This is a genomic window from Frankia nepalensis (genome assembly GCF_016786325.1).
Lineage (GTDB): Bacteria > Actinomycetota > Actinomycetes > Frankiales > Frankiaceae > Pseudofrankia > Pseudofrankia nepalensis.
In genome coordinates, this window is sequence record NZ_JADWYU010000138.1 from 1 (window position 1) to 17,650 (window position 17,650).

The 17,650-nt window shown below is 72.5% G+C and carries 15 protein-coding genes; 8 read left to right on the forward strand and 7 right to left on the reverse strand.

Going from position 1 to position 17,650, the window contains the following annotated elements:
* Positions 1–824 precede the first annotated feature (824 nt).
* Complete coding sequence (locus I6A81_RS19625) at positions 825–1,907, forward strand: aspartate-semialdehyde dehydrogenase (RefSeq protein WP_203001404.1); 1,083 nt, start codon at positions 825–827, stop codon at positions 1,905–1,907.
* Positions 1,908–2,529: 622 nt separating this feature from the next.
* Here I6A81_RS19625 and I6A81_RS19630 read toward each other — a convergent pair.
* The 3 genes from I6A81_RS19630 to I6A81_RS19640 form a co-directional block, all read right to left on the reverse strand.
* Positions 2,530–2,733, reverse strand: coding sequence for a cold-shock protein (locus I6A81_RS19630; protein ID WP_203001394.1), 204 nt, complete (start codon positions 2,731–2,733; stop codon positions 2,530–2,532).
* Between the two features lie 590 nt (positions 2,734–3,323).
* Positions 3,324–4,955, reverse strand: coding sequence for a CYTH and CHAD domain-containing protein (locus I6A81_RS19635; RefSeq protein WP_203001392.1), 1,632 nt, complete (start codon positions 4,953–4,955; stop codon positions 3,324–3,326).
* 166 nt (positions 4,956–5,121) lie between these two features.
* Positions 5,122–5,964: a CPBP family intramembrane glutamic endopeptidase gene (locus I6A81_RS19640; protein WP_203001424.1), complete on the reverse strand. Its 843-nt coding sequence runs from the start codon at positions 5,962–5,964 to the stop codon at positions 5,122–5,124.
* A gap of 475 nt (positions 5,965–6,439) precedes the next feature.
* Between I6A81_RS19640 and I6A81_RS19645 the strand changes: the two genes are divergently transcribed.
* From I6A81_RS19645 to I6A81_RS19660, 4 genes are all read left to right on the forward strand, one after another.
* The gene (locus I6A81_RS19645; protein ID WP_203001390.1) at positions 6,440–6,955 is read left to right on the forward strand and encodes a BlaI/MecI/CopY family transcriptional regulator; all 516 of its coding nucleotides are present in this window, start codon (positions 6,440–6,442) and stop codon (positions 6,953–6,955) included.
* The gene (locus I6A81_RS19650; RefSeq protein ID WP_203001388.1) at positions 6,952–8,238 is read left to right on the forward strand and encodes a M56 family metallopeptidase; all 1,287 of its coding nucleotides are present in this window, start codon (positions 6,952–6,954) and stop codon (positions 8,236–8,238) included. The genes I6A81_RS19645 and I6A81_RS19650 overlap by 4 nt, the downstream gene beginning before the upstream one ends.
* Before the next feature lie 441 nt (positions 8,239–8,679).
* The gene (locus tag I6A81_RS19655; RefSeq protein WP_203001386.1) at positions 8,680–9,456 is read left to right on the forward strand and encodes a type 1 glutamine amidotransferase; all 777 of its coding nucleotides are present in this window, start codon (positions 8,680–8,682) and stop codon (positions 9,454–9,456) included.
* Between the two features lie 693 nt (positions 9,457–10,149).
* Positions 10,150–11,667 carry a DHA2 family efflux MFS transporter permease subunit gene (locus I6A81_RS19660; RefSeq protein WP_203001422.1) on the forward strand — a complete coding sequence of 506 codons (1,518 nt, stop codon included), beginning with the start codon at positions 10,150–10,152 and terminating at the stop codon, positions 11,665–11,667.
* 35 nt (positions 11,668–11,702) lie between these two features.
* On the opposite strand, the gene I6A81_RS19665 is transcribed toward I6A81_RS19660, so the two are convergent.
* Positions 11,703–12,305, reverse strand: coding sequence for a methylated-DNA--[protein]-cysteine S-methyltransferase (locus I6A81_RS19665; RefSeq protein ID WP_203001384.1), 603 nt, complete (start codon positions 12,303–12,305; stop codon positions 11,703–11,705).
* 302 nt (positions 12,306–12,607) lie between these two features.
* Entirely contained in the window at positions 12,608–13,015 is a 408-nt protein-coding gene (locus tag I6A81_RS19670; protein WP_238428546.1) for a hypothetical protein, read from the reverse strand.
* Position 13,016: 1 nt separating this feature from the next.
* Here I6A81_RS19670 and I6A81_RS43625 point away from each other — a divergent pair, with 1 nt between their 5' ends.
* Complete coding sequence (locus I6A81_RS43625) at positions 13,017–13,307, forward strand: hypothetical protein (RefSeq protein WP_238428545.1); 291 nt, start codon at positions 13,017–13,019, stop codon at positions 13,305–13,307.
* A 957-nt stretch (positions 13,308–14,264) separates the two neighbouring features.
* Here I6A81_RS43625 and I6A81_RS19675 read toward each other — a convergent pair.
* Together I6A81_RS19675 and I6A81_RS19680 are read right to left on the reverse strand one after the other, a co-directional pair.
* Positions 14,265–14,543, reverse strand: coding sequence for a hypothetical protein (locus I6A81_RS19675; RefSeq protein ID WP_203001382.1), 279 nt, complete (start codon positions 14,541–14,543; stop codon positions 14,265–14,267).
* 400 nt (positions 14,544–14,943) lie between these two features.
* The gene (locus tag I6A81_RS19680) at positions 14,944–15,357 is read right to left on the reverse strand and encodes a nuclear transport factor 2 family protein (protein WP_203001380.1); all 414 of its coding nucleotides are present in this window, start codon (positions 15,355–15,357) and stop codon (positions 14,944–14,946) included.
* A 95-nt stretch (positions 15,358–15,452) separates the two neighbouring features.
* Between I6A81_RS19680 and I6A81_RS19685 the strand changes: the two genes are divergently transcribed.
* Complete coding sequence (locus tag I6A81_RS19685) at positions 15,453–16,061, forward strand: TetR/AcrR family transcriptional regulator (RefSeq protein ID WP_203001378.1); 609 nt, start codon at positions 15,453–15,455, stop codon at positions 16,059–16,061.
* A gap of 508 nt (positions 16,062–16,569) precedes the next feature.
* Complete coding sequence (locus I6A81_RS19690) at positions 16,570–17,586, forward strand: nuclease-related domain-containing protein (RefSeq protein ID WP_203001376.1); 1,017 nt, start codon at positions 16,570–16,572, stop codon at positions 17,584–17,586.
* The last annotated feature ends 64 nt before the right edge of the window (positions 17,587–17,650 follow it).

Below are 17,650 nucleotides of genomic sequence, written 5' to 3' on the forward strand. Positions count from 1 at the left end.
CGGCAAAACTCAACATCAACATGGGTGGAAGGCCAGCTCGCGATCACACCTGGCCGAGGCACGAAAGATCCGGGCTAGGGCGGTCGGCTCAAGGTCGCCCAGGGGCGACCATCCGGACCTCCCAGATCACGACCTCCCAGATCGACTTCGTCGATCCGGCAGGGACCCCGTCCGCGAGCTCCGTCAATCCGGCAGGAACCCCGGCTCCGCCTGTCGGGGCGCTGAGCGCCCCGACCCCCTGGTACCGGGGTAGGACCCGTAAGCCCGGGTCAGGCCCGGTCCGAGGTCTGGATCGTGGTTGGGTTCCGTAAGTCCCAGCCCGAGTAGTCCCAGCGAATGCCCGGTGCCACCTCCAGGGCTGCCGGATCGTTTACTTCCCAGATCAGCTTCCGGACCTGCCCGGTCGGCTACGCCGATCGGGCAGGGACCCCGGGCTACGCCGATCCGGCGGGAACCCTGTCGTCGATCCGGCAGGAACCCGGGGCTACGCCGGTCCGGCGGGGACCCTGTCGTCGATCCGGCGGGGAGCCCGGCCGGGGCGGTGGGCGCCCAGGCCGACCTGGGACCGCGCACGATGAAGAAGTCCGGGCCGGTCCTGCCGGGTCGGGGCCGCGGCCGGATTCGTGGCAGGTCCCGGAACACCCGGGACGACGCGCTCTCGCGGCGGCGCCCCGGCCTGACTGGGTACCTGGTGAGACCTGAAGTCCCGCGGCCGGCGTCGGCGGACGCGGCGACATAGCCTTGGACGCGCGCGGGCTGTGCCCACGCGCGGCAGACCGCACGACACCGTCCTGGTGACGGTGGTTATTGAGAGGAACTCGGCCGTGGCCGCCGAACCACAGTCCCCGGGACGCCGTCCCACCCTTGCCCTCGTCGGCGCGACCGGTGCCGTCGGCACGGTCATGCTGTCGCTGCTGGACGAGCGACCGGACGTCTGGGGCGAGATCCGCCTCGTCGCCTCCGCTCGTTCGGCCGGCAAGACGCTGAAGGTGCGCGGCGAGGATGTCGTCGTGCGCGCGCTCGCGCCGGAGGTGTTCGACGGCGTCGACATCGCGATGTTTGACGTTCCCGACGAGGTGTCGGCCCAGTGGGCGCCGGTCGCGGCCGAGCGCGGCGCGATCGCGGTCGACAACTCGGGGGCGTTCCGGATGGACGCGGACGTGCCGCTGGTCGTGCCCGAGGTCAACGCCGACGCGCTCGCCGACCGGCCGCGCGGGATCATCTCGAACCCGAACTGCACGACCCTCTCGATGATCGTCGCGGTAGGTGCCCTGCACCGGGAGTTCGGGCTCGAGTCGCTGTTCGCCACCTCCTACCAGGCGGCCAGCGGCGCCGGCCAGGCCGGCATCGACACGCTCTACGACCAGCTCGAGAACGTCGGCGGACGCCGCGAACTGGGCCAGACGGCGGGCGACGTGCGCAAGACGATCGGTGAGGACGCGTTGGGGCCGTTCCCGGCGCCGCTCGCGCTCAACGTCGTGCCGTGGGCTGGTTCGCTCAAGGACGGCGGCTGGTCGTCGGAGGAGCTGAAGATCCGCAACGAGTCCCGCAAGATTCTCGGGATGCCGGCGCTGCGCGTCTCGGCGACCTGTGTGCGGGTGCCGGTGGTCACCACGCACGCGGTCGCCGTGCATGCTCGGTTCGCCCGCCCGGTCAGCGCCAAGGAGGCGCGCGCGGTGCTCACCGGCGCGCCCGGGGTGGCCGTGCTCGACGACCCGGCGAACGGCCAGTTCCCGACGCCGGCCGATGTCGTCGGCACCGACCCGACCTGGGTCGGGCGTATCCGGCAGTCCCCGGACGATCCGCACGAGGTCGCGCTTTTCGTCTGCGGCGACAACCTGCGCAAGGGTGCCGCGCTGAACACCCTTCAGATCGCCGAGACGCTGGTGGCCCGCGGCCTCGTCTAACCCGTTCGCGCGACCCAACCCGTTCGCGGCGCAACCATCGCGAATACAAATACCGGTCCTCGTCGGACCGGCGAATTGGCGCGTGCAAGTAGGGGGAGGACCTGTCCTCCCCCTACTTGCACCCGACTGCCGGCGCAATACTCGCGATCCGAGGATTTACGCGCCGAGTGCGGATCGGCGCGCCTAGAAGACCATCGCGGTGAAGACGCCACACCTCGCGACGCCAACCGAGGAACCCGCGAACCCGTTGCCGCGCAGGCGGTTGCCCCAACAACAAGACAGCCCGCCTTCCTGAGGGAGACAGGCTCTTCGCGGAGGGAGACAGGCGCCCCGCGCGTTGGACCGAGCCCGGCCAATCCGCGGGCCGACGCCGGAATCCATGATCACCCCGCGTGGGTGGACACGCGAAAGGCCGTCATCCGGCCCGGCCGGCCGCGGCCGTCTGCTCGAAGCGAGGCTGGTCCACCGGCGTCAGAAGCGAAGCGAGGACGTCGGTGGACGGCGGCAAAGCCCCTGACACGGGGTTTCAGGGATCGTCCGCTGGGCGGATATGTAAAAACGGGCCACCGGGAAGCCGCTCGAAGAGCGGCGAACCCGGTGGCCCGCCCTGGTCTGCCGTGGCTCAGATGACGCGGACAGCGTCGGCCTGCGGCCCCTTCTGACCCTGGGTCACCTGGAACTCGACCCGCTGGCCCTCATCAAGGGCCTTGTAGCCGTCCATATCGATAGCGCTGTAGTGGACGAAGACGTCGGAGCCGCCGCCGTCCACGGAGATGAAGCCGAAGCCCTTCTCCGAGTTGAACCACTTGACCGTGCCCTGAGCCACGTGCCGTTCTCCCTGCTGGTGCAGTCAGGGCCCGCACCGCGCGGACCCCGGGCCAATCGCCGGCGACACATTTCGTATCACCGGCTCAGTTCGGAGCGTCTCGGCCGAGACACGCATCGAACTGTAGCCAGTCTCGACGGTACACGGCGAGCGGCGCCGGCGGGAGCCCTCCAGGTCAGAAAGTCCACTTCATCCGCCGGTAACAGGACGCCACGCGCACCAGAGTCGACACCCGTATCCCATCTCCCCCAATCGGTCGAGATGGACACACGGAGATGCCGAAACGACACGTCAAGCGGCAAAGCGGCCACGTCGCGAAGTGGTGAGATGAGTCACTACCTATCGCCGGCACACTACGGCGCGGTCTAGCGGCGCCGTCCGGCGCCCCCACGGCCGCTGGCCACCCCACAGGACCAGGGGCACCAGAAGGAGCAGGGCACGACAGGACCAGGGCGCGGCAGGACCGCGGGATCGCTGGGCTGGGCAGACCCGACGCGCGACCCGGCCGAGCGCGGGCGAGGGCGCGGGCGCGGGCGCGGGAACCCTGGGCCGGCGGGGCCTTTCCCGCCCCGCCGGCGCCAGTACGGCCGTCAGGCCTTCAGCCAGCGACGGTGACGGGGGTGCGACAGCGCCGGCCAGGCGTCGAAGAAGTCGCGCTCGGCGGTACGCGCGCGTAGTTCCTCGAGGCCGAGCAGCAGGCCATAGGTGAACGCCGTCGGCTCGCCGGACTCCTGGGCCTCGATCCCCCAGGCCCGCAGCAGCCCGGCCGCCACGGTGGCGTCCTGGTGCGTGCCGAGAAACTCCTGCGCTTCCTCGGAAATCTTCGCGAGCGTCTTCGCGTCCGCGCCGAAGACGGGGGTGAGCGCCTCGCCGGCGTACCGCAGCCGCTTGGCCTGCTTGCGGGCGGAGTGCAGCAGTTCGTCGCGGTCGTGCCCCTGCGGCGTCGCGGCCGCCTTGGCGACCTTGCGGGCGAACCGCTGGTCGGCGGCGCGGACCAGCTTGGGCAGTTCGGTCGCCGCCTCGCGGCGGGCCCGCGTGGTCAGCGGCGCTTGCACCAGGTCCTCGAGGTCGACCAGCAGGACGAGGTAGCGCTCGTCGCGCAGCGCGGCCAGGGCGGCGGTCCTGCCCTCCTCCATGCCGGTGCGCAGGTGCGCGGCCAGGCTCTCCTCGACCGGCCCGCGGACGAGCTCGGGGGGCAGCGAGGCGAGCCGGCCGTCGAAGTACTCCAGCTGCACCTCGTTGTCCCGCGCGCCGGACAGCGCTCCCGCGAGGTCGCCGAGCTCGCGGTCGAGATGGGTGACCAGGTCCGTGGGGAACAGCGGCGCGAAGGTGCGCAGCGTGCTGCGCATCCGCCTCGTCGCGACCCGCATCTTGTGCACCGCGTCCGGCTCGTCCATCCGCACCCTGGGGTCCGCGGCGCGCAGGGCCTCCACCTGGGCGACGAGGTAGTCGCGCAGGACCTCCCCGGCCAGCGGGGCGGCCCGGCGCTTGCGGCGTCCCCGAGGCTTCGGGGCCGGCGACGGCTCGGGCGGCGCGGTGCCCGCGAGGCTGAGCACGTGGGCGAGCTTCGAGCCGTGCGGCGCGTCCGTCGCGCCGGCGCGGCGCAGCACCGTCCCGACCGCGTCGAGAAGATCGTCGGCGCTGGCCGCCCGCGAGCCGTTGCCGGCGGCCGCGGTCCCGCCCGACGCGGCGTGGCCGAGTATCTCGACCTCGATCTCCCGCCACCGGGTGAGGACGGTCCGCTCGCCGAGGGTCTGCGCGTGGACCTCGTCGTCGACGACCTCCGCCAGCGCCGCGCCGGCCGGGTCGAGCAGCCGGGTGGCGGTCCTGGTGGTGACGAGCCGGGCCACCGGGCCGACCTCGGCGCCACGCAGCTGGAGGAAGACGATGTCGAGCAGGTCGGCCGGGGGCGCGCTGTGGGCGACACCCCGCCCGTCCGGCTCGCCCGCCTCCAGCGGGCGGTGGATCTCCTCGCGCGCGCCCGCGAGCGCCGGCAGCTTCAGGTGCCAGCCGTCGTCCGTCCCGCCGGTGCGGCGTCGCAGGGTGACCTTCGCCCGGGCCAGCCGCAGGTCCTCGGAGTCGTAGTAGACGGCCTCCTGGGTGAACGTCGCCGGCTCGCTCGTCGCGGCGACGCCGGAATCCCGGCAGGCCTCATCCAGTCGGGGCAGGGAGAAGCCCTGCTCGACGGCGTACTTGCGTTCGATCTCCAGCTGGCCGCCCACCCTCGTCCCCTTCGCGTGTCCGCCCCGGCGTGTAGCCGCCCCCGAGGGCTGGGGTATTCGTCCACGGCTGTGGCGGGCCGCCGCGGGCCGACCGTCGGTCGGCGCGGACGTGCCGACGCATGCCGTTGTTGAAACAACCCAAGTTCACCAATTGTTTCATCTGATTTTACCCGGGTGTTGGGAGCCAGGAGACCCTTCCGACCAAAAGCACATACCCGACGAACGCCACGGCGTCGATCAGGGTGTGAGCCACGATCAGCGGCCCCACCCGCCCGCGCCGCTGGAAGAGCCAGCCGAACAGCAGGCCCATCGCGACGTTCCCGAAGAAGCCTCCAAGGCCCTGGTAGAGGTGGTACGAGCCGCGCAGCAGCGCGCTGGCGGCCAGCGCTCGCCGGTCGCCCCAGCCCAGCTGGCGCAGCCGGACCAGCAGGTACCCGGCCACGATGACCTCCTCGGTCACCGCGTTCTCCAGCGCGGAGGCCAGCAGCACCGGGATCCGCCACCAGACGTCCGGCAGCCCCGAGGGCGCGACGGTCAGGTTCGCGCCGCTGTGCCAGGCGACCAGGTAGAGCCCCAGGCCGGCGCCGCCGACCGCCGCGGCGATCGCGGCGCCGAAGGCCACGTCCCGGCCCCGCCGGCGGCCGTCCAGCCCGATCGCGGCCAGCCCACCGCCGTGCCGGGACAGCAGATATACCGCGAGCGCCGCCGGAAGCACGTCCGACAGCAGCCCGGCGAGCTGCAGCGCGAGGTCCAGCCACGGGCGGCCTGGCGCGTACGACCCGTTGAGCTGCGCCACCTGGCCTCGGACCGGCCCCCGGGTGACCGCGCCGATGTAGCGGATCAGGGCGAAGATCCCGGACATGCCGAGCGACACCCCGAGCAGCAGCCACACCTCGGCCGCCAGCTGACCGCGGCTGAGCGGCTCCTCGCCGACCCGGCCCGACGCGGCGCGCCCTTGCCCGCCGTCGCCGGAACCGGCGGCTCCCGCGCCGCCGCCCACGGGCGCCATCACCGAGGCGGGATCCGCCGCCTCGGCGGGATCCGGGCCGTCGTCCGGGGAACCCGCGCCCGGCGGCGGGCCAGTGGCCGGCCCGGGCCCGGGGCCGACGGTCGCCCGAGAGCTCATCCCTGGCCGCATGTCCGGACCGTAGCCCAACCACCTGAGCCGGCGGTTAACACGGCCACCAGTCGATCAGCCGCGCTGGACCGCGGCCGGACCGCCGCTCGCGCCGTGGCTCACGACCGGTCGCGACTCGCGACTCGCGACTCACGGCCGGTCGCCGATCATGGCCGGTCGCGGATCACGACCAGCCGCGGTCCTCGGCACGCGGCCGCTGGCGCCCGGGGCGCCGCGGCGACGGCCCGAAGGTATCGGCGACGGCCCGAAGGTATCGGCGACGGCCCGAAGGTATCAACGTGGCCGGGTCAGGGCAGGTCGCCGATTCACCGACGCACGATCTTCTACACCGCGTAAAATTAGGATCATGGCGCGCCTGGGAGACCTCGAACGCTCGGTCATGGACGTCCTGTGGGACTCGGAAGGCTGGCTGACCGCGCGCGACGTCGCCGCTCGGCTGCGCCACGAGCGCGATCTCGCCTACACGACCGTTCTCACGGTCCTGGAGCGACTCGAGCGCAAGGGCTTCGTTCAGCGCCAGCGGGCCGCGCGGGCGCACCGCTACCGGGCGTCGGACGCCCGCGAGGCGGTCGTGGCCGAGGCGATGCTGGAAGCGCTGGGCACCGCCGACGACCGCGGCTCCGCCCTGGTCCGCTTCGTCGGCGCCGTGTCACCCGAGGAGGTCGAGATCCTGCGGCGCGCGCTCGCGCTACCGGCTGAGACCGGCGTGCCCGCGCCGACGCTCCCCGCCGACGACAGCGCGCACCCGGCCGAGCCGACCGGTGACGTCACGGCCAAATCAGCCACGGAGAGTGGCGCACCCGGACACGATTCGCCATCGTCGCCCGATAAGGCGGATGGCGGTAACGTTGCGTCGACATGACGACGGCGGCTGCTCTCGCGCTGTTCGCCGTGGTGCTGGCGTGGCCGGTCCCGCGGCTGCTCTCGGCCGCGCGCTGGACCCACGGCTGTCCCCGGGCGGCCATCGTCCTCTGGCAGGCGGTCGGGCTCGCCGGCGGCGTCTCGGCGCTGCTGGCCGCGATCGCCTTCACGGTGGCGCCCCTGTCGGCCTCGACGCCTCAGGCGATCGCCAGCCACCTGCATAACATTGCCGCCGGCCGGCCGCTGTCGGGGCTCGACTGGTTGAGCCTCATCGGCCTGGTACTCGTCGCGACCCTCGCCGGCCGGCTGTTCGGCGTGCTGACGGCGTCCACCTACGCCACGCTGCGCCGCCGGCACCGCCACCGGCACCTCGTCGACCTGACCGGCCGCGAGCACCGCCAGGCGTCCTGCCAGGCCGGGTCCCATCCCCGCCGCGAGCCGGCGGCGCCAGGCCAGGCACCGCCAGACCGCCCAGACCGCCCGGGCCGTCACCACCGGATCCAGGACTGGACGCCGCTCGCCGTCGTCCGCCCGCCCGCGGCGCCCCGCGGCGGCCGGGGCGCGGCGGGCGCCGACGAACCCGCGCCGTGTGAGCTGTGCGGCCATGTGGGGCTGCGGATCCTTGACCATCCCGTGGCGGTCGCCTACTGCGTTCCCGGCGTCCGGCATGCCCGGGTGGTGGTCTCCCGCGGCCTGCTCACCACGCTGGAGCCCCGTGAGCTGCGGGCGGTGCTGGCCCACGAGCACGCGCACGTCAGCGGGCGCCATGACCTGGTCATCCAGCCGTTCATCGCCTGGCAGCAGACCTTCCCGTTCCTGCGCCCGGCCTGGGAGGCGACGGCGGCGGTGTCGCTGCTGGTCGAGATGCTCGCCGACGACGTCGCCGCGCGCCGGACCAACGGGAAGGTGCTGGCTCGGGCGCTCGCCCAGCTCGGCGTCACCCGCGCGCTGGTTCCCGCTGGCACACTCGGGATCCTCGGCGACGCGGCCAACCGGCCGAAGCCGACGCTGGCCGCCGCCATCCAGGCGGCCGCCGGCGACGGCCAGACCGGCTCTCCGGCCCGCGCGCCCTCGACCGGGCCCGCCGCTCCCGCGGCCACGAGCGGCGCCGAGGACGGCGGGTCCGCCGAGGCCCGGCGCGCCGAGCCACCGTCGCGCTCACCCGTGATCGCCCGCATCGTCCGGCTGATGGAACCGCCGACCGTCCCCTGGTGGCAGCCCGCGGCCGCCTATGCCGCCGCGATCGCCATCCTCGCCACCCCGGCTCTCCTGCTGACGCTCTAGCCCTGCTGGCGCTCTGGTCCTGCTGGCGCTGTGGTCCCGCCGGCGCTGTAATCCTGCTGGCGCTGTAACGCGCCGACGAGCGCGCGCCGGCGGTCATCCGGGCCTGGTCGCGTGGCCGGGCCGGCGGCGGCTCCCGTCGCGCGGCCGGCCGGGACGCCACGCCGAGGCCAGCGGGAAAGTCACCGCCTGGTACCTGGGCCTTAAGGAGTCTGAGACGTCACGTTTCCTAGCCGCGGGACCCAACTGGAGGGATGATCCAACACGGCGACCGCGTGGCGGGAGCACCGTGAGCGCGTCGCCCAGCCGGCCCACGAACGGCCGCGGACACAGCCGGAGTGACCGCCGCCCGTGGACGCCAGCCGCCAGCCCCGCCGGCTGACACCGCGCAAGGCCGCGCGAGCCTGGCGAAGCCTCGCGCCGAGCCAGGGCGAACGGAGGACGATGACGACCACGGCGATCGACTCGGGCCCGGTCGGACAGGGCGGGGGCAGCCAACCCAGGGCAGTCATCGTCGTCCACGACGTCAGTGGCCTGGTCGCCACGGGTGAGCTCGGCACGATCGGCGACCGGATCGCGCAGCACGGCATCCGGTTCGACCTCCTGACCGCGGGCGACGACCCGTTCCCGGACCCGGCCGCGCTCGACCTCGTCGTCATCATGGGATCCGACAAGTCCGCCTACGACGACACGATCCCGTGGCTGGCCGATGAGCTGGCCTACCTCCGGGAGGCGGTCCGGGCCGGCACGCCCGTGCTGGGCGTCTGCTTCGGCGGCCAGTTGCTCGCCCGGGCGCTCGGCGGCACCGTCCGGCCGGCCGAGCGGCCCGAGCTGGGCCTGATGCCGGTCACCACGATCGACCAGGCGGCGATCCCGACCGGGCCATGGATGGAGGCCCACTGGGACACGTTCACCGTGCCGCCGGGGGCGCGCCGCCTCGCCTGGACACCCGACGCGGAGCAGGCGTTCCGGTTCGGCCCGCACCTGGGCCTGCAGTTCCACCCCGAGATCACGCCGACGGTCTTCGAGACCTGGACCGCCGTCTGGCAGGCCAGGGGCCACGACCGGGAGCTGGCCGCGATGGGGCACGACCTCGCCGCGCTGCGCGCCGAGATCGCCCGCCGCGCCGACGCCTGCCGCGCCGCCTCCTACACCCTCTTCGACAGCTTCTGGGCCCACGCCAGGACCTACCGCCGGGCGCGCACGCTCGGCGGCGCCTGACCGGCCCGGCGGGCCACCGGCGAACCCGGCGTCCCCGGCGTCCTGGGCGTCCCGGGCGTCCCGGGCGTCCCGGGCGGGGAATGGTCCGAGAACGGCGGTTGCTGGAACCTGTCGAGGGCGCGTGTGGTGGGCCCGGCGGCTCGGCCGGCCTGCCGGCCGCGCTCCCGACGGGCAGGGGGCCGATCGCCAGCCCGGCCGACGGCCAAACCGACCGACAGCCAGGCCGACCGACGGCCCAAGCCGGCCGGCGGCCAAACCGACCGACGGCCAAGCCGGCCGGCGACGACTCGGCATGACCGGGCAAGCGGAACCATCCGATGCTCGCTTCGTCACCCAGGCACGGTCGCCAACGCGCCGGAAGCCGCCTCGTCCCGCGCAAGCCGCTTCTGACGGCACCGGCTCCGACGGCGCCGGCTCCGACGGCGCCGGCTCCGACCGTGACGTGGCTCCGACAGGGCGCCTTCTAAGGCTCGGCCCTGGCGTCGCCAGCTTTGTCGTCTCGGCCCTGGCGACGCCAGCTTTGTCGTCTCGGCCCTGGCGACGCCGGTGCCGACGTCCCGGCCAGGCCCCGCGGCGCGGCGCCCCAGGCCAGGTAGCTGCCAGGTCACAGCCGGGACCGGGGCCAGACCACCTCATTAGTTGTACTCTGCTAAATATTTGGGCATCGCAACGATCGGAGCGCGTATGGCGACGATGGCGACGTCGGCGGCGCGGCCGAGCGGCTCCGGAACGACTGGCGGCCCGGCCGCGACCGAGCTCAGCAAGAACCGTCGTTACCTCGTGCTGGCCGTCTGCTGTTCGAGCCTGTTCATCGTCGGTCTCGACACGACGATCCTCAACGTCGGCCTGCCATCGCTGAAGGACGACCTGCGCGCCCCCGACTCCGGCCTCCAGTGGACGATCGACGCCTACGGCCTGGTGATCGCGAGCCTGTTGCTGTTCTCCGGCTCCATGGGCGACCGGTTCGGCCGTAGGCGGATCTTCCGGATCGGGCTGGTGCTGTTCTCCGCCGGCTCCCTGCTGTGCAGCCTCGCGCCCACGCTGGGCTGGCTGATCGCCTTCCGGATGGTTCAGGCCGTCGGCGGCTCGATGCTCAACCCGGTCGCGATGGGAATCATCACGAACACGTTCACCGACCGGCGGGAGCGGGCCCGGGCCATCGGCATCTGGGGCGGCGTCATCGGCCTGAGCATGGCGGTCGGACCGGTTCTCGGCGGCCTGCTGGTCCAGGGCGTGAGCTGGCGGTCCATCTTCTGGATCAACGTGCCGGTGGGGATCGCCGCGCTCGTGCTCACCACCCTGTACGTGCCCGAGTCGAAGGCCGCGACGGCCCGCCGGTTCGACCCGCTGGGTCAACTGCTCGTCGCCGCCACCCTCGGCTCGCTGACCTACGCGATCATCGAGGCGCCGGCGGCCGGCTGGACCTCGACGCAGTCGATCGTCTCCTTCTCCATCGCCGCCGCCGCTTTGGCCGGGCTCGTCGGCTGCGAGTCGCGGCGCGACGAGCCGCTGCTCGACCTCCGGTTCTTTCGCAGCGCACCGTTCGCCGGCGCCACCGCGATAGCCGCCTGCGCGTTCGCCGCGATGGGCGGCTTCCTGTTCCTCAACACGCTCTACCTGCAGAACGTCCGCGGGTACTCGGCGTTGCACGCGGGACTCATGATGTTGCCGATGGCGGCCGTCACCGCGCCAACGGCGCCGTTGTCCGGCCGGCTCGTCGCCAACCACGGCCCACGGCCGTCGCTGCTCATCGCCGGCGTCGCGCTGCCGGCGAGCGGCGTGCTGCTGGCGTTCGTCGGGCCGGACACCAGCCTCGCGCAGCTGATCTGCGCCTATGTGCTCTTCGGGCTCGGGTTCGGCATGGTCAACGCGCCGATCACCAACACCGCGGTGTCCGGGATGCCGCTCGCCCAGGCGGGAGTAGCGGGGGCGGTGGCCTCGACCAGCCGCCAGGTCGGCATGACCCTCGGCGTCGCCGTCTTCGGCTCGGTCGCGGCGACGCACGCGTCGAGCCAGGCCGGGCCGGCCGCGATCGACCCGACCAGCGCTCCCGCCTGGTGGATCATGGTGGGCTGTGGAGCCGCCATCGGGGTGCTCGGCGTCGTGACCACCGGCCGGTGGGCCCGGGCCACCGCGGCCCGGACCGCCGCGCTGTTCGTCGCCCAGCCCCGCCGGGCGGACGCGGACGTCGTCCCCGCCCCCGGCGGCTGACGCCGACACCCGCGGCCGGACGGGCCTTCGCCGCGCTAGGAGTCGGCGAACAGGTCGTCGAAGAGGGTCGGGGGCGGCGGCGCGAGGGCGCCCTCGATCTCGAGCATCCGGCGTTTGGTCGCCGAGCCGCCCGGGGCGGAGAAGCCGCCGAGGCCACCGGCCGCCACCACCCGATGACAGGGGATGATGATCGGGATGGGGTTGCTCCCCAGTGCCTGGCCAACCGCCTGGGCCGCGCCGGGCATGCCCAGCCGAACCGCCACCTCGCCGTAGGTCAGCGTCTGGCCGGGCGGGATCGCGCGGGCCACCTCGTAGACCCGTTCATGGAACTCGGGCACCCCGGCGAGGTCGACGCGCACCTCGGCGAGATCCACCGGCGCGCCGGCGAGCAGCGCGACCATTCCGTCGATCGCCGCCCGCGCCTCGGCGGGCACCGGCCCCTCCGCGGCGTCCGGGTACGCGGCGGCCAGGGAGGCACGCGTGCGGGCGCGCGCCGCGCCGGCGGGATTCCCGGCCACGCCGCCCCCATGGCGGGGGTTGGCGGGCAGCGCGACGCTCACGATCCCGTTCTCGCCCCAGACGACACCGCAGCAGCCCACGCCGGTGTCGAACAGCGCCATTCCCAAACCAGCGGACATGCCGCCATCGTCCCCCAGGGGTCCGACACTTCCGGGCGACGCCGCCCGGACACCGCCCGCAACGCCCACACGACCGCGGTGTTCCGATTCATCCCAAGCTGTTTCGCCGCGGCCGTGACACCAACCTGATCAACCAGCACCAGGAACCTCGCACGAAGCTCCACCCGCTCCACACCCGACAACACCACAGTCCTCGAACCCCCAGGAAGCCTGGGTGTTGCGAGGACCGCTAGAAGGCGCCCGGTCGGATCACAGCCACTCAAGGGCACAACCGGCGATCATGCTTCGCGGGCCGCGGCTGGCTACTCGTGCTCGCCGGTGACGGTCTGCCCGGGCTGAACGCCGTCGGGGCGGAAGGTCTGGGACTGGCCGGACGGGGCGGTGCCCAGGGTGTTGCCACACTTGGTGGAGTACCAGCGCGACCTGCCGGGGGTCGGCCGCCAGCTTTCGACGTCGAACGTCTCACCGGTCGCATAACGCTCGGCGCTGCCCAGGGCCGGGACCAGGGCGTAGGCCTCGTGACAGCGCAGCTGGTCGCGCAGGCTCTCGCCGACCGGGCCGTCCAGGCCGGTGAAGCCGGCGGACGGGGTGAGGCACCGGCGGATGGCCTGCCACATCACGTCCGTGGCGTCGTCGCGGTCCCTGGTGTGCCGGGCATCGTCCGTCGGGCGCAACGAGACCCGGAAGTCGCCGCTCGGCCACCGCTGCACGGTGATCTCCTCAACGTACCGGCTCGCGCCGCAGAACGGCGACCCGTCTTCGGGCGCTCCCGCCACGGCCGCCGTGGCGCTGGGAGTCGGCGCGGCGCCAGGAGCGGGTGACGCAGCAGGGGTGGCCGACGTGCCCGGCGGTTCGGACGAGGGCGCGGCCGCCTCGGAGCTGACGGCGTTGTCCAGGCCACAGGCCGAGAGCATCCCGAGCCCGGACGCGACACCGATCGCCACCCCGGTGATGACCGCCCTGCGGGCCACCCAGCGCCACACCGTCACCGAACGAACGTAGCCCGACGGCTCGCCCCACCGGGCTCGCGCCACGTGTCAGGGGCAAGACTCACGACCGGCTCCGCCGCGACGCCGAGAAGGCCCGGCCATGGCCGCGACCTGATGCCACCTCATTAGGCGATGTCTGCCCGGTCGACGGCCCGCGGAGCGGCGGCCCCCACTTCTCCTCTCCTCTCCTCTCCCACGCCGTGGCAGACACCGGGGATCCCGGACGTCCTGGCAGACGCCAGGGTCACGAAACGGTGCCGGTCCTGGCTCTGGCGTCTGACACGACCCCCTCTGACGTCGGACAGGACGAGCACGCCGCCGCACGCGGACACAGGGCCGAACGTCGTCGGGTGTGGCAAGTTCCATGGCCGGCCCGCTCCATGGCCACCCGCGCCGCGCCGAACATCGAAGGACGGGCTCCACCTCGCCTTCGATGGTGACTATGAGTTATGGGACGCGGTGGCGGTGGCGGCCAATCGGGTCACATCCGGGCAGGCAGGGATTGGGGGGACGCTGCCGATGCGGGGCCACGGCCCTGGAAACCCGCGTGACCGGACAGACCTGACGCCCGTTTGGTCACGGTGACCGTTGACTCCGTGTTACTACCGGAAGGGAGGCTCTGGCTCGAATTCGGTGGTGACCGCCTGTTAGCAGGCGCAGTCGACGCGGCAGGCGGCGAACACGACCGAACCAGATGCCTGGTGATCGTTTCCGAGTCCCTCGACCGCCACGGCGACATCTCCAAACGAGCCGATATGCGACATACTCGGCACGCACGGGGCCGCGGTGTGCGGTGACTCCGCGTTACCACCGAATTTGAGCCAGAGCCGGAAGGGAGACAGGGCCGAAGGACGTACGCACTCACCGATCGCCGGTCCCGGGGAGGCGAGGCGGGCGGCCGATCGTCAGGTCCGTGCGCGAAGGAGCGGCCAGCGTCCGTTTCCCCCAGATGCGCGCATCCATCTGGCGATCAAGTGGTGGACCAGCGCTCCGAGTCTCGAAGATCGCCGGGTGCGCGCGGATCGGCGGCGGCCCGGATCCAGTGAACGCCCACGAGAGGAACCCCGGCCACCGGTCGGTCAATGGCCCTACCCCAGGTAGCCGAATACGGTTTTTTCGGGTGATCGACGGGTAGAGCTTGATCATGCTTGCTATCGTTGCCGCCGCGTGTTTCCTGCTTGCCGCCTTCGGTGTCGATCCCGACGACCTCAACCTCGTCTGGCTCGGTCTCGCATTCCTGGCCGGTCACATGGCTTTTCCTATTGGCGTTGGCACCCCGCGCCGCGTTCGCCGATAGCCAGGCGCCGGGGGGCCGGGCGACAGGGGTACAGCCGTCGCCCGGCCGGTGAGCGCTCCACCGCGCGCAGGTCCCGCTCCTAGTGCCGTACCCACCGACGTTCGCCCGGCCGCTGGCCACCCATCCCGTGAGTGGCGGCCCGAAGTGTCCGCCAGAACGCGAGCCAGGGACCGCGCTACCGCGGACACTTCACCGGCACCGGCCCACGGCACCGGCCCACGGCGCGGGCAAACCTTCGCTGAGGCGGCACTAGTACGACTTTGGCGGGTCTCACGCCAGGCAGGGTCGCCGGCGCGGACAATCGATCAATCAAGCCTGTGATGACCTGCGCAGACGAGCGGCAAGGTCGCCGTCAGCGCGTCAGAAGGCCGCCGAGTGGCGCGCGCCTGGCGGCGATCTTCCGATGGCGAATTCGCCAGCCGTCGCCGGCGGGCACGATCACGTCGTCGTAGACGACGCTCCCGCAGGTACCGTCGGCCATGATCCCGATGCCTTTCGACCTGGCGTGTACCTGGCCGTCGGCCTGCTCGGTGAGCACGAGGTTCGTGATGTGGTGGCCGACAGGGTTGGCGTCACCCACGGCGAGCGCCGCGGACCGGATGAGCTCCACGCCGGTCAGCGTCCCATGCCCGAGATCGGTGAGGTCATAGGTCACGTCCGGGGTGAACAGCTCCCCCAGGCGGTCCAGTTCGCCCGCGTCGACGAGATGCCCGTACCGGTACACCAGATCCGTGATCGCGACTCGGTCCTCGGCGGTCAACGCCATCGGTTGTCACTCCTCCCGCGCGGACTCTAATTGGGGGACTCCCCACTTAATGGTTTCACCATAATGGGGATGTCCCCACTCAGCAAGGAGCCACCGTGACGCAAGACGTGCCCCCACGGGCACCGGGGACCCGGGCCACCGGCCGGCGGCGGCGCTCGGACGCGGCGCGCAACATCGAACTGCTCCTGGCCGCGGCGAGGACGCTGTTCGACGAGCGCGGCGCCGACGTGCCCCTGGACGAGGTCGCCCGCCGCGCCGGCGTGGGAAACGCCACGCTGTACCGCAACTTCCCGAGCAGGGGCGACCTGCTCGTCGCCGTCTACTCCGAAGAGGTCGACGCCCTGTGTGAGCAGGGCACCGCGCTGCTCGGCACGTCTCCCCCCGAGGAGGCTCTGTTCAGGTGGCTGGACCTGTTCGTCGTGCACGTCGCGACCAGGCGGCCCCTCGCCCTGGCCGCCATCTCGCACGAGCCGGACGACCGGCGCGGGGAACTGGCGGACCGCTGGCACACCGTGATGCGCTCGACGACAGCCGCTCTCCTCGCCCCGGCGCAGGAAAACGGCGCCGTGCGCCACGATCTGAGCGCGGCCGACCTGCTGGCCCTCACCAACGCCACCGCCCTGGCCAGCGCCGACCCGTCAGACGCCGTTCGTTTGATGCACGTCCTGCGCGGCGGCGTCGAAACCCGCTCGAGCGCCCGGTAGCGGCCCTTTAGATCGTCAGATCGACTCTGGAGCTGGGCGTTCAGGTCTCGGCAACCCCCTCACCCGTACCCGCGCGGAAGCGGCCAGTTCGCCCGGGTCGAAGCCAGCGAGCTTGGCGACGTCAAGCGAGCGCCCGAGCCGCCTGCCAGCTCCGGCGGCGCCGCGAACACCCGTTCCAACGGGATCCGCTGGGCCAGCACCATCCCGATCAGCGCCGCCAACGCGGCCGGCGGGCGTGGGTCGGGACGGAACCAGCGAACCACAAAGCCCCGTCGCCACATTCGTCAAGCTCCGCCGCCGCGCAGCAATCACGCTGGTCAGCGGCTCAATACTGACCATCTTGTCGGCCATCACAGAAACCGCTGGATGTTCCTCCCTATCCGGAATAATGTGGGATGGTCGCACCGTACGGGCACTGCCGGTTCAGCACCCGGCCAGTTCAGCGTGTGACAGAGGCGATTGATCGACCATGATCCGTCATCTTCGTCGACAGGAACGGGCACCCGGAATGGGCGAGCTACAGGTCACGCCGTGGCGCCGGTACGGGCACGACCGGCTGTATGTCACCCTTCCGGACGGGCAGAACGTCGCATGGTTCGACCTGCGGACGTTTCAGCTCACAATCCTGCTCGACGCGCATTTGAGGGCGGCGCTCGTCGCGCTCGCCCCCCACCTGGCCGGGCGGCCGGAGTTCCCGGCCCACCCGCCGCCGCCGGACGTCGGGCCACCGGCACCGGCACCGGCGGCGGCGACGACGCCGGCACCCCCGGTGGGATGGACACCGGAAGTGCCCGCGCCGGCGGCCTTCCGGACCACGCCCCCACCGCCCGCTCCCAGGCCCGGGCCGCTGCCCACACAGCCGCCGAGCGCCTCCGGCGGCGTGAGCGCGCCGTCCCATCCCGCGGACGACCTCGCCGGCAATCCACCCGGCGCCGCGATCCGCGCGAAAATCGACGAGCTCACGCCAGGTTTCTGGCGCGCTCTGCTCAACCGTCTGCTCCGCCGGCCGTCGGAGGCCGACCCGTGGCGCAAAGGCCTGGTCGGAGAGGAGATGGTGGGCGCGGAACTTGAGCGGCTCGCCGTCCGGGGATGGCGGGTGCTGCATTCGATACCGCTGCCCCGGGGCGTCGACATCGACCATCTGCTGATCGGCCCGGGCGGGGTGTTCACCTTCAACACCAAATACCACGTCGGCGCCAGGATCTGGGTGGGTGACCAGGCCGTGAAGCTGGGAGGCCAGACATACCCATATGTGCGTAAGGCCCGGGCGGAGGCCAGCCGCGCGGCGGCGGTGCTGAGCCGGGCCTGCGGATTCGCCGTGCGGGTGGAGGCGGTGCTGGCGTTCGTCGCGCCGGCGAGGTTGACCGTGGCACCTTCCCGCGATGATGCCCACGCCGTCCGCGTCCACGCCGTACGGCACGACCAGATAGTGACCTTCGGCAATCTCCCGGGAACGTGGCAGCCAGCCCACGTCGAACAGATCTATGCCGCGGCTCGGGACCGGCGACAGTGGCTGGACGCCTGACGACAACCTGAGCGCCTCACGGCAACCTGAAGAACCCGGTACCCCATCCCGGCCGAGGCGCGCG

What these genes read in the sequence shown, in the direction of transcription:
- I6A81_RS19640 (WP_203001424.1), bottom strand. Translation starts at nt 5,964, where the DNA reads ATGGCGCCCGTGGGCGGCGGCGCGGGAGCCGCCGGTTCCGGCGACGGC.
- I6A81_RS19645 (WP_203001390.1), top strand. Translation starts at nt 6,440, where the DNA reads ATGGCGCGCCTGGGAGACCTCGAACGCTCGGTCATGGACGTCCTGTGG.
- I6A81_RS19650 (WP_203001388.1), top strand. Translation starts at nt 6,952, where the DNA reads ATGACGACGGCGGCTGCTCTCGCGCTGTTCGCCGTGGTGCTGGCGTGG.
- I6A81_RS19655 (WP_203001386.1), top strand. Translation starts at nt 8,680, where the DNA reads ATGACGACCACGGCGATCGACTCGGGCCCGGTCGGACAGGGCGGGGGC.
- I6A81_RS19660 (WP_203001422.1), top strand. Translation starts at nt 10,150, where the DNA reads ATGGCGACGTCGGCGGCGCGGCCGAGCGGCTCCGGAACGACTGGCGGC.
- I6A81_RS19665 (WP_203001384.1), bottom strand. Translation starts at nt 12,305, where the DNA reads ATGTCCGCTGGTTTGGGAATGGCGCTGTTCGACACCGGCGTGGGCTGC.
- I6A81_RS19680 (WP_203001380.1), bottom strand. Translation starts at nt 15,357, where the DNA reads ATGGCGTTGACCGCCGAGGACCGAGTCGCGATCACGGATCTGGTGTAC.
- I6A81_RS19690 (WP_203001376.1), top strand. Translation starts at nt 16,570, where the DNA reads ATGGGCGAGCTACAGGTCACGCCGTGGCGCCGGTACGGGCACGACCGG.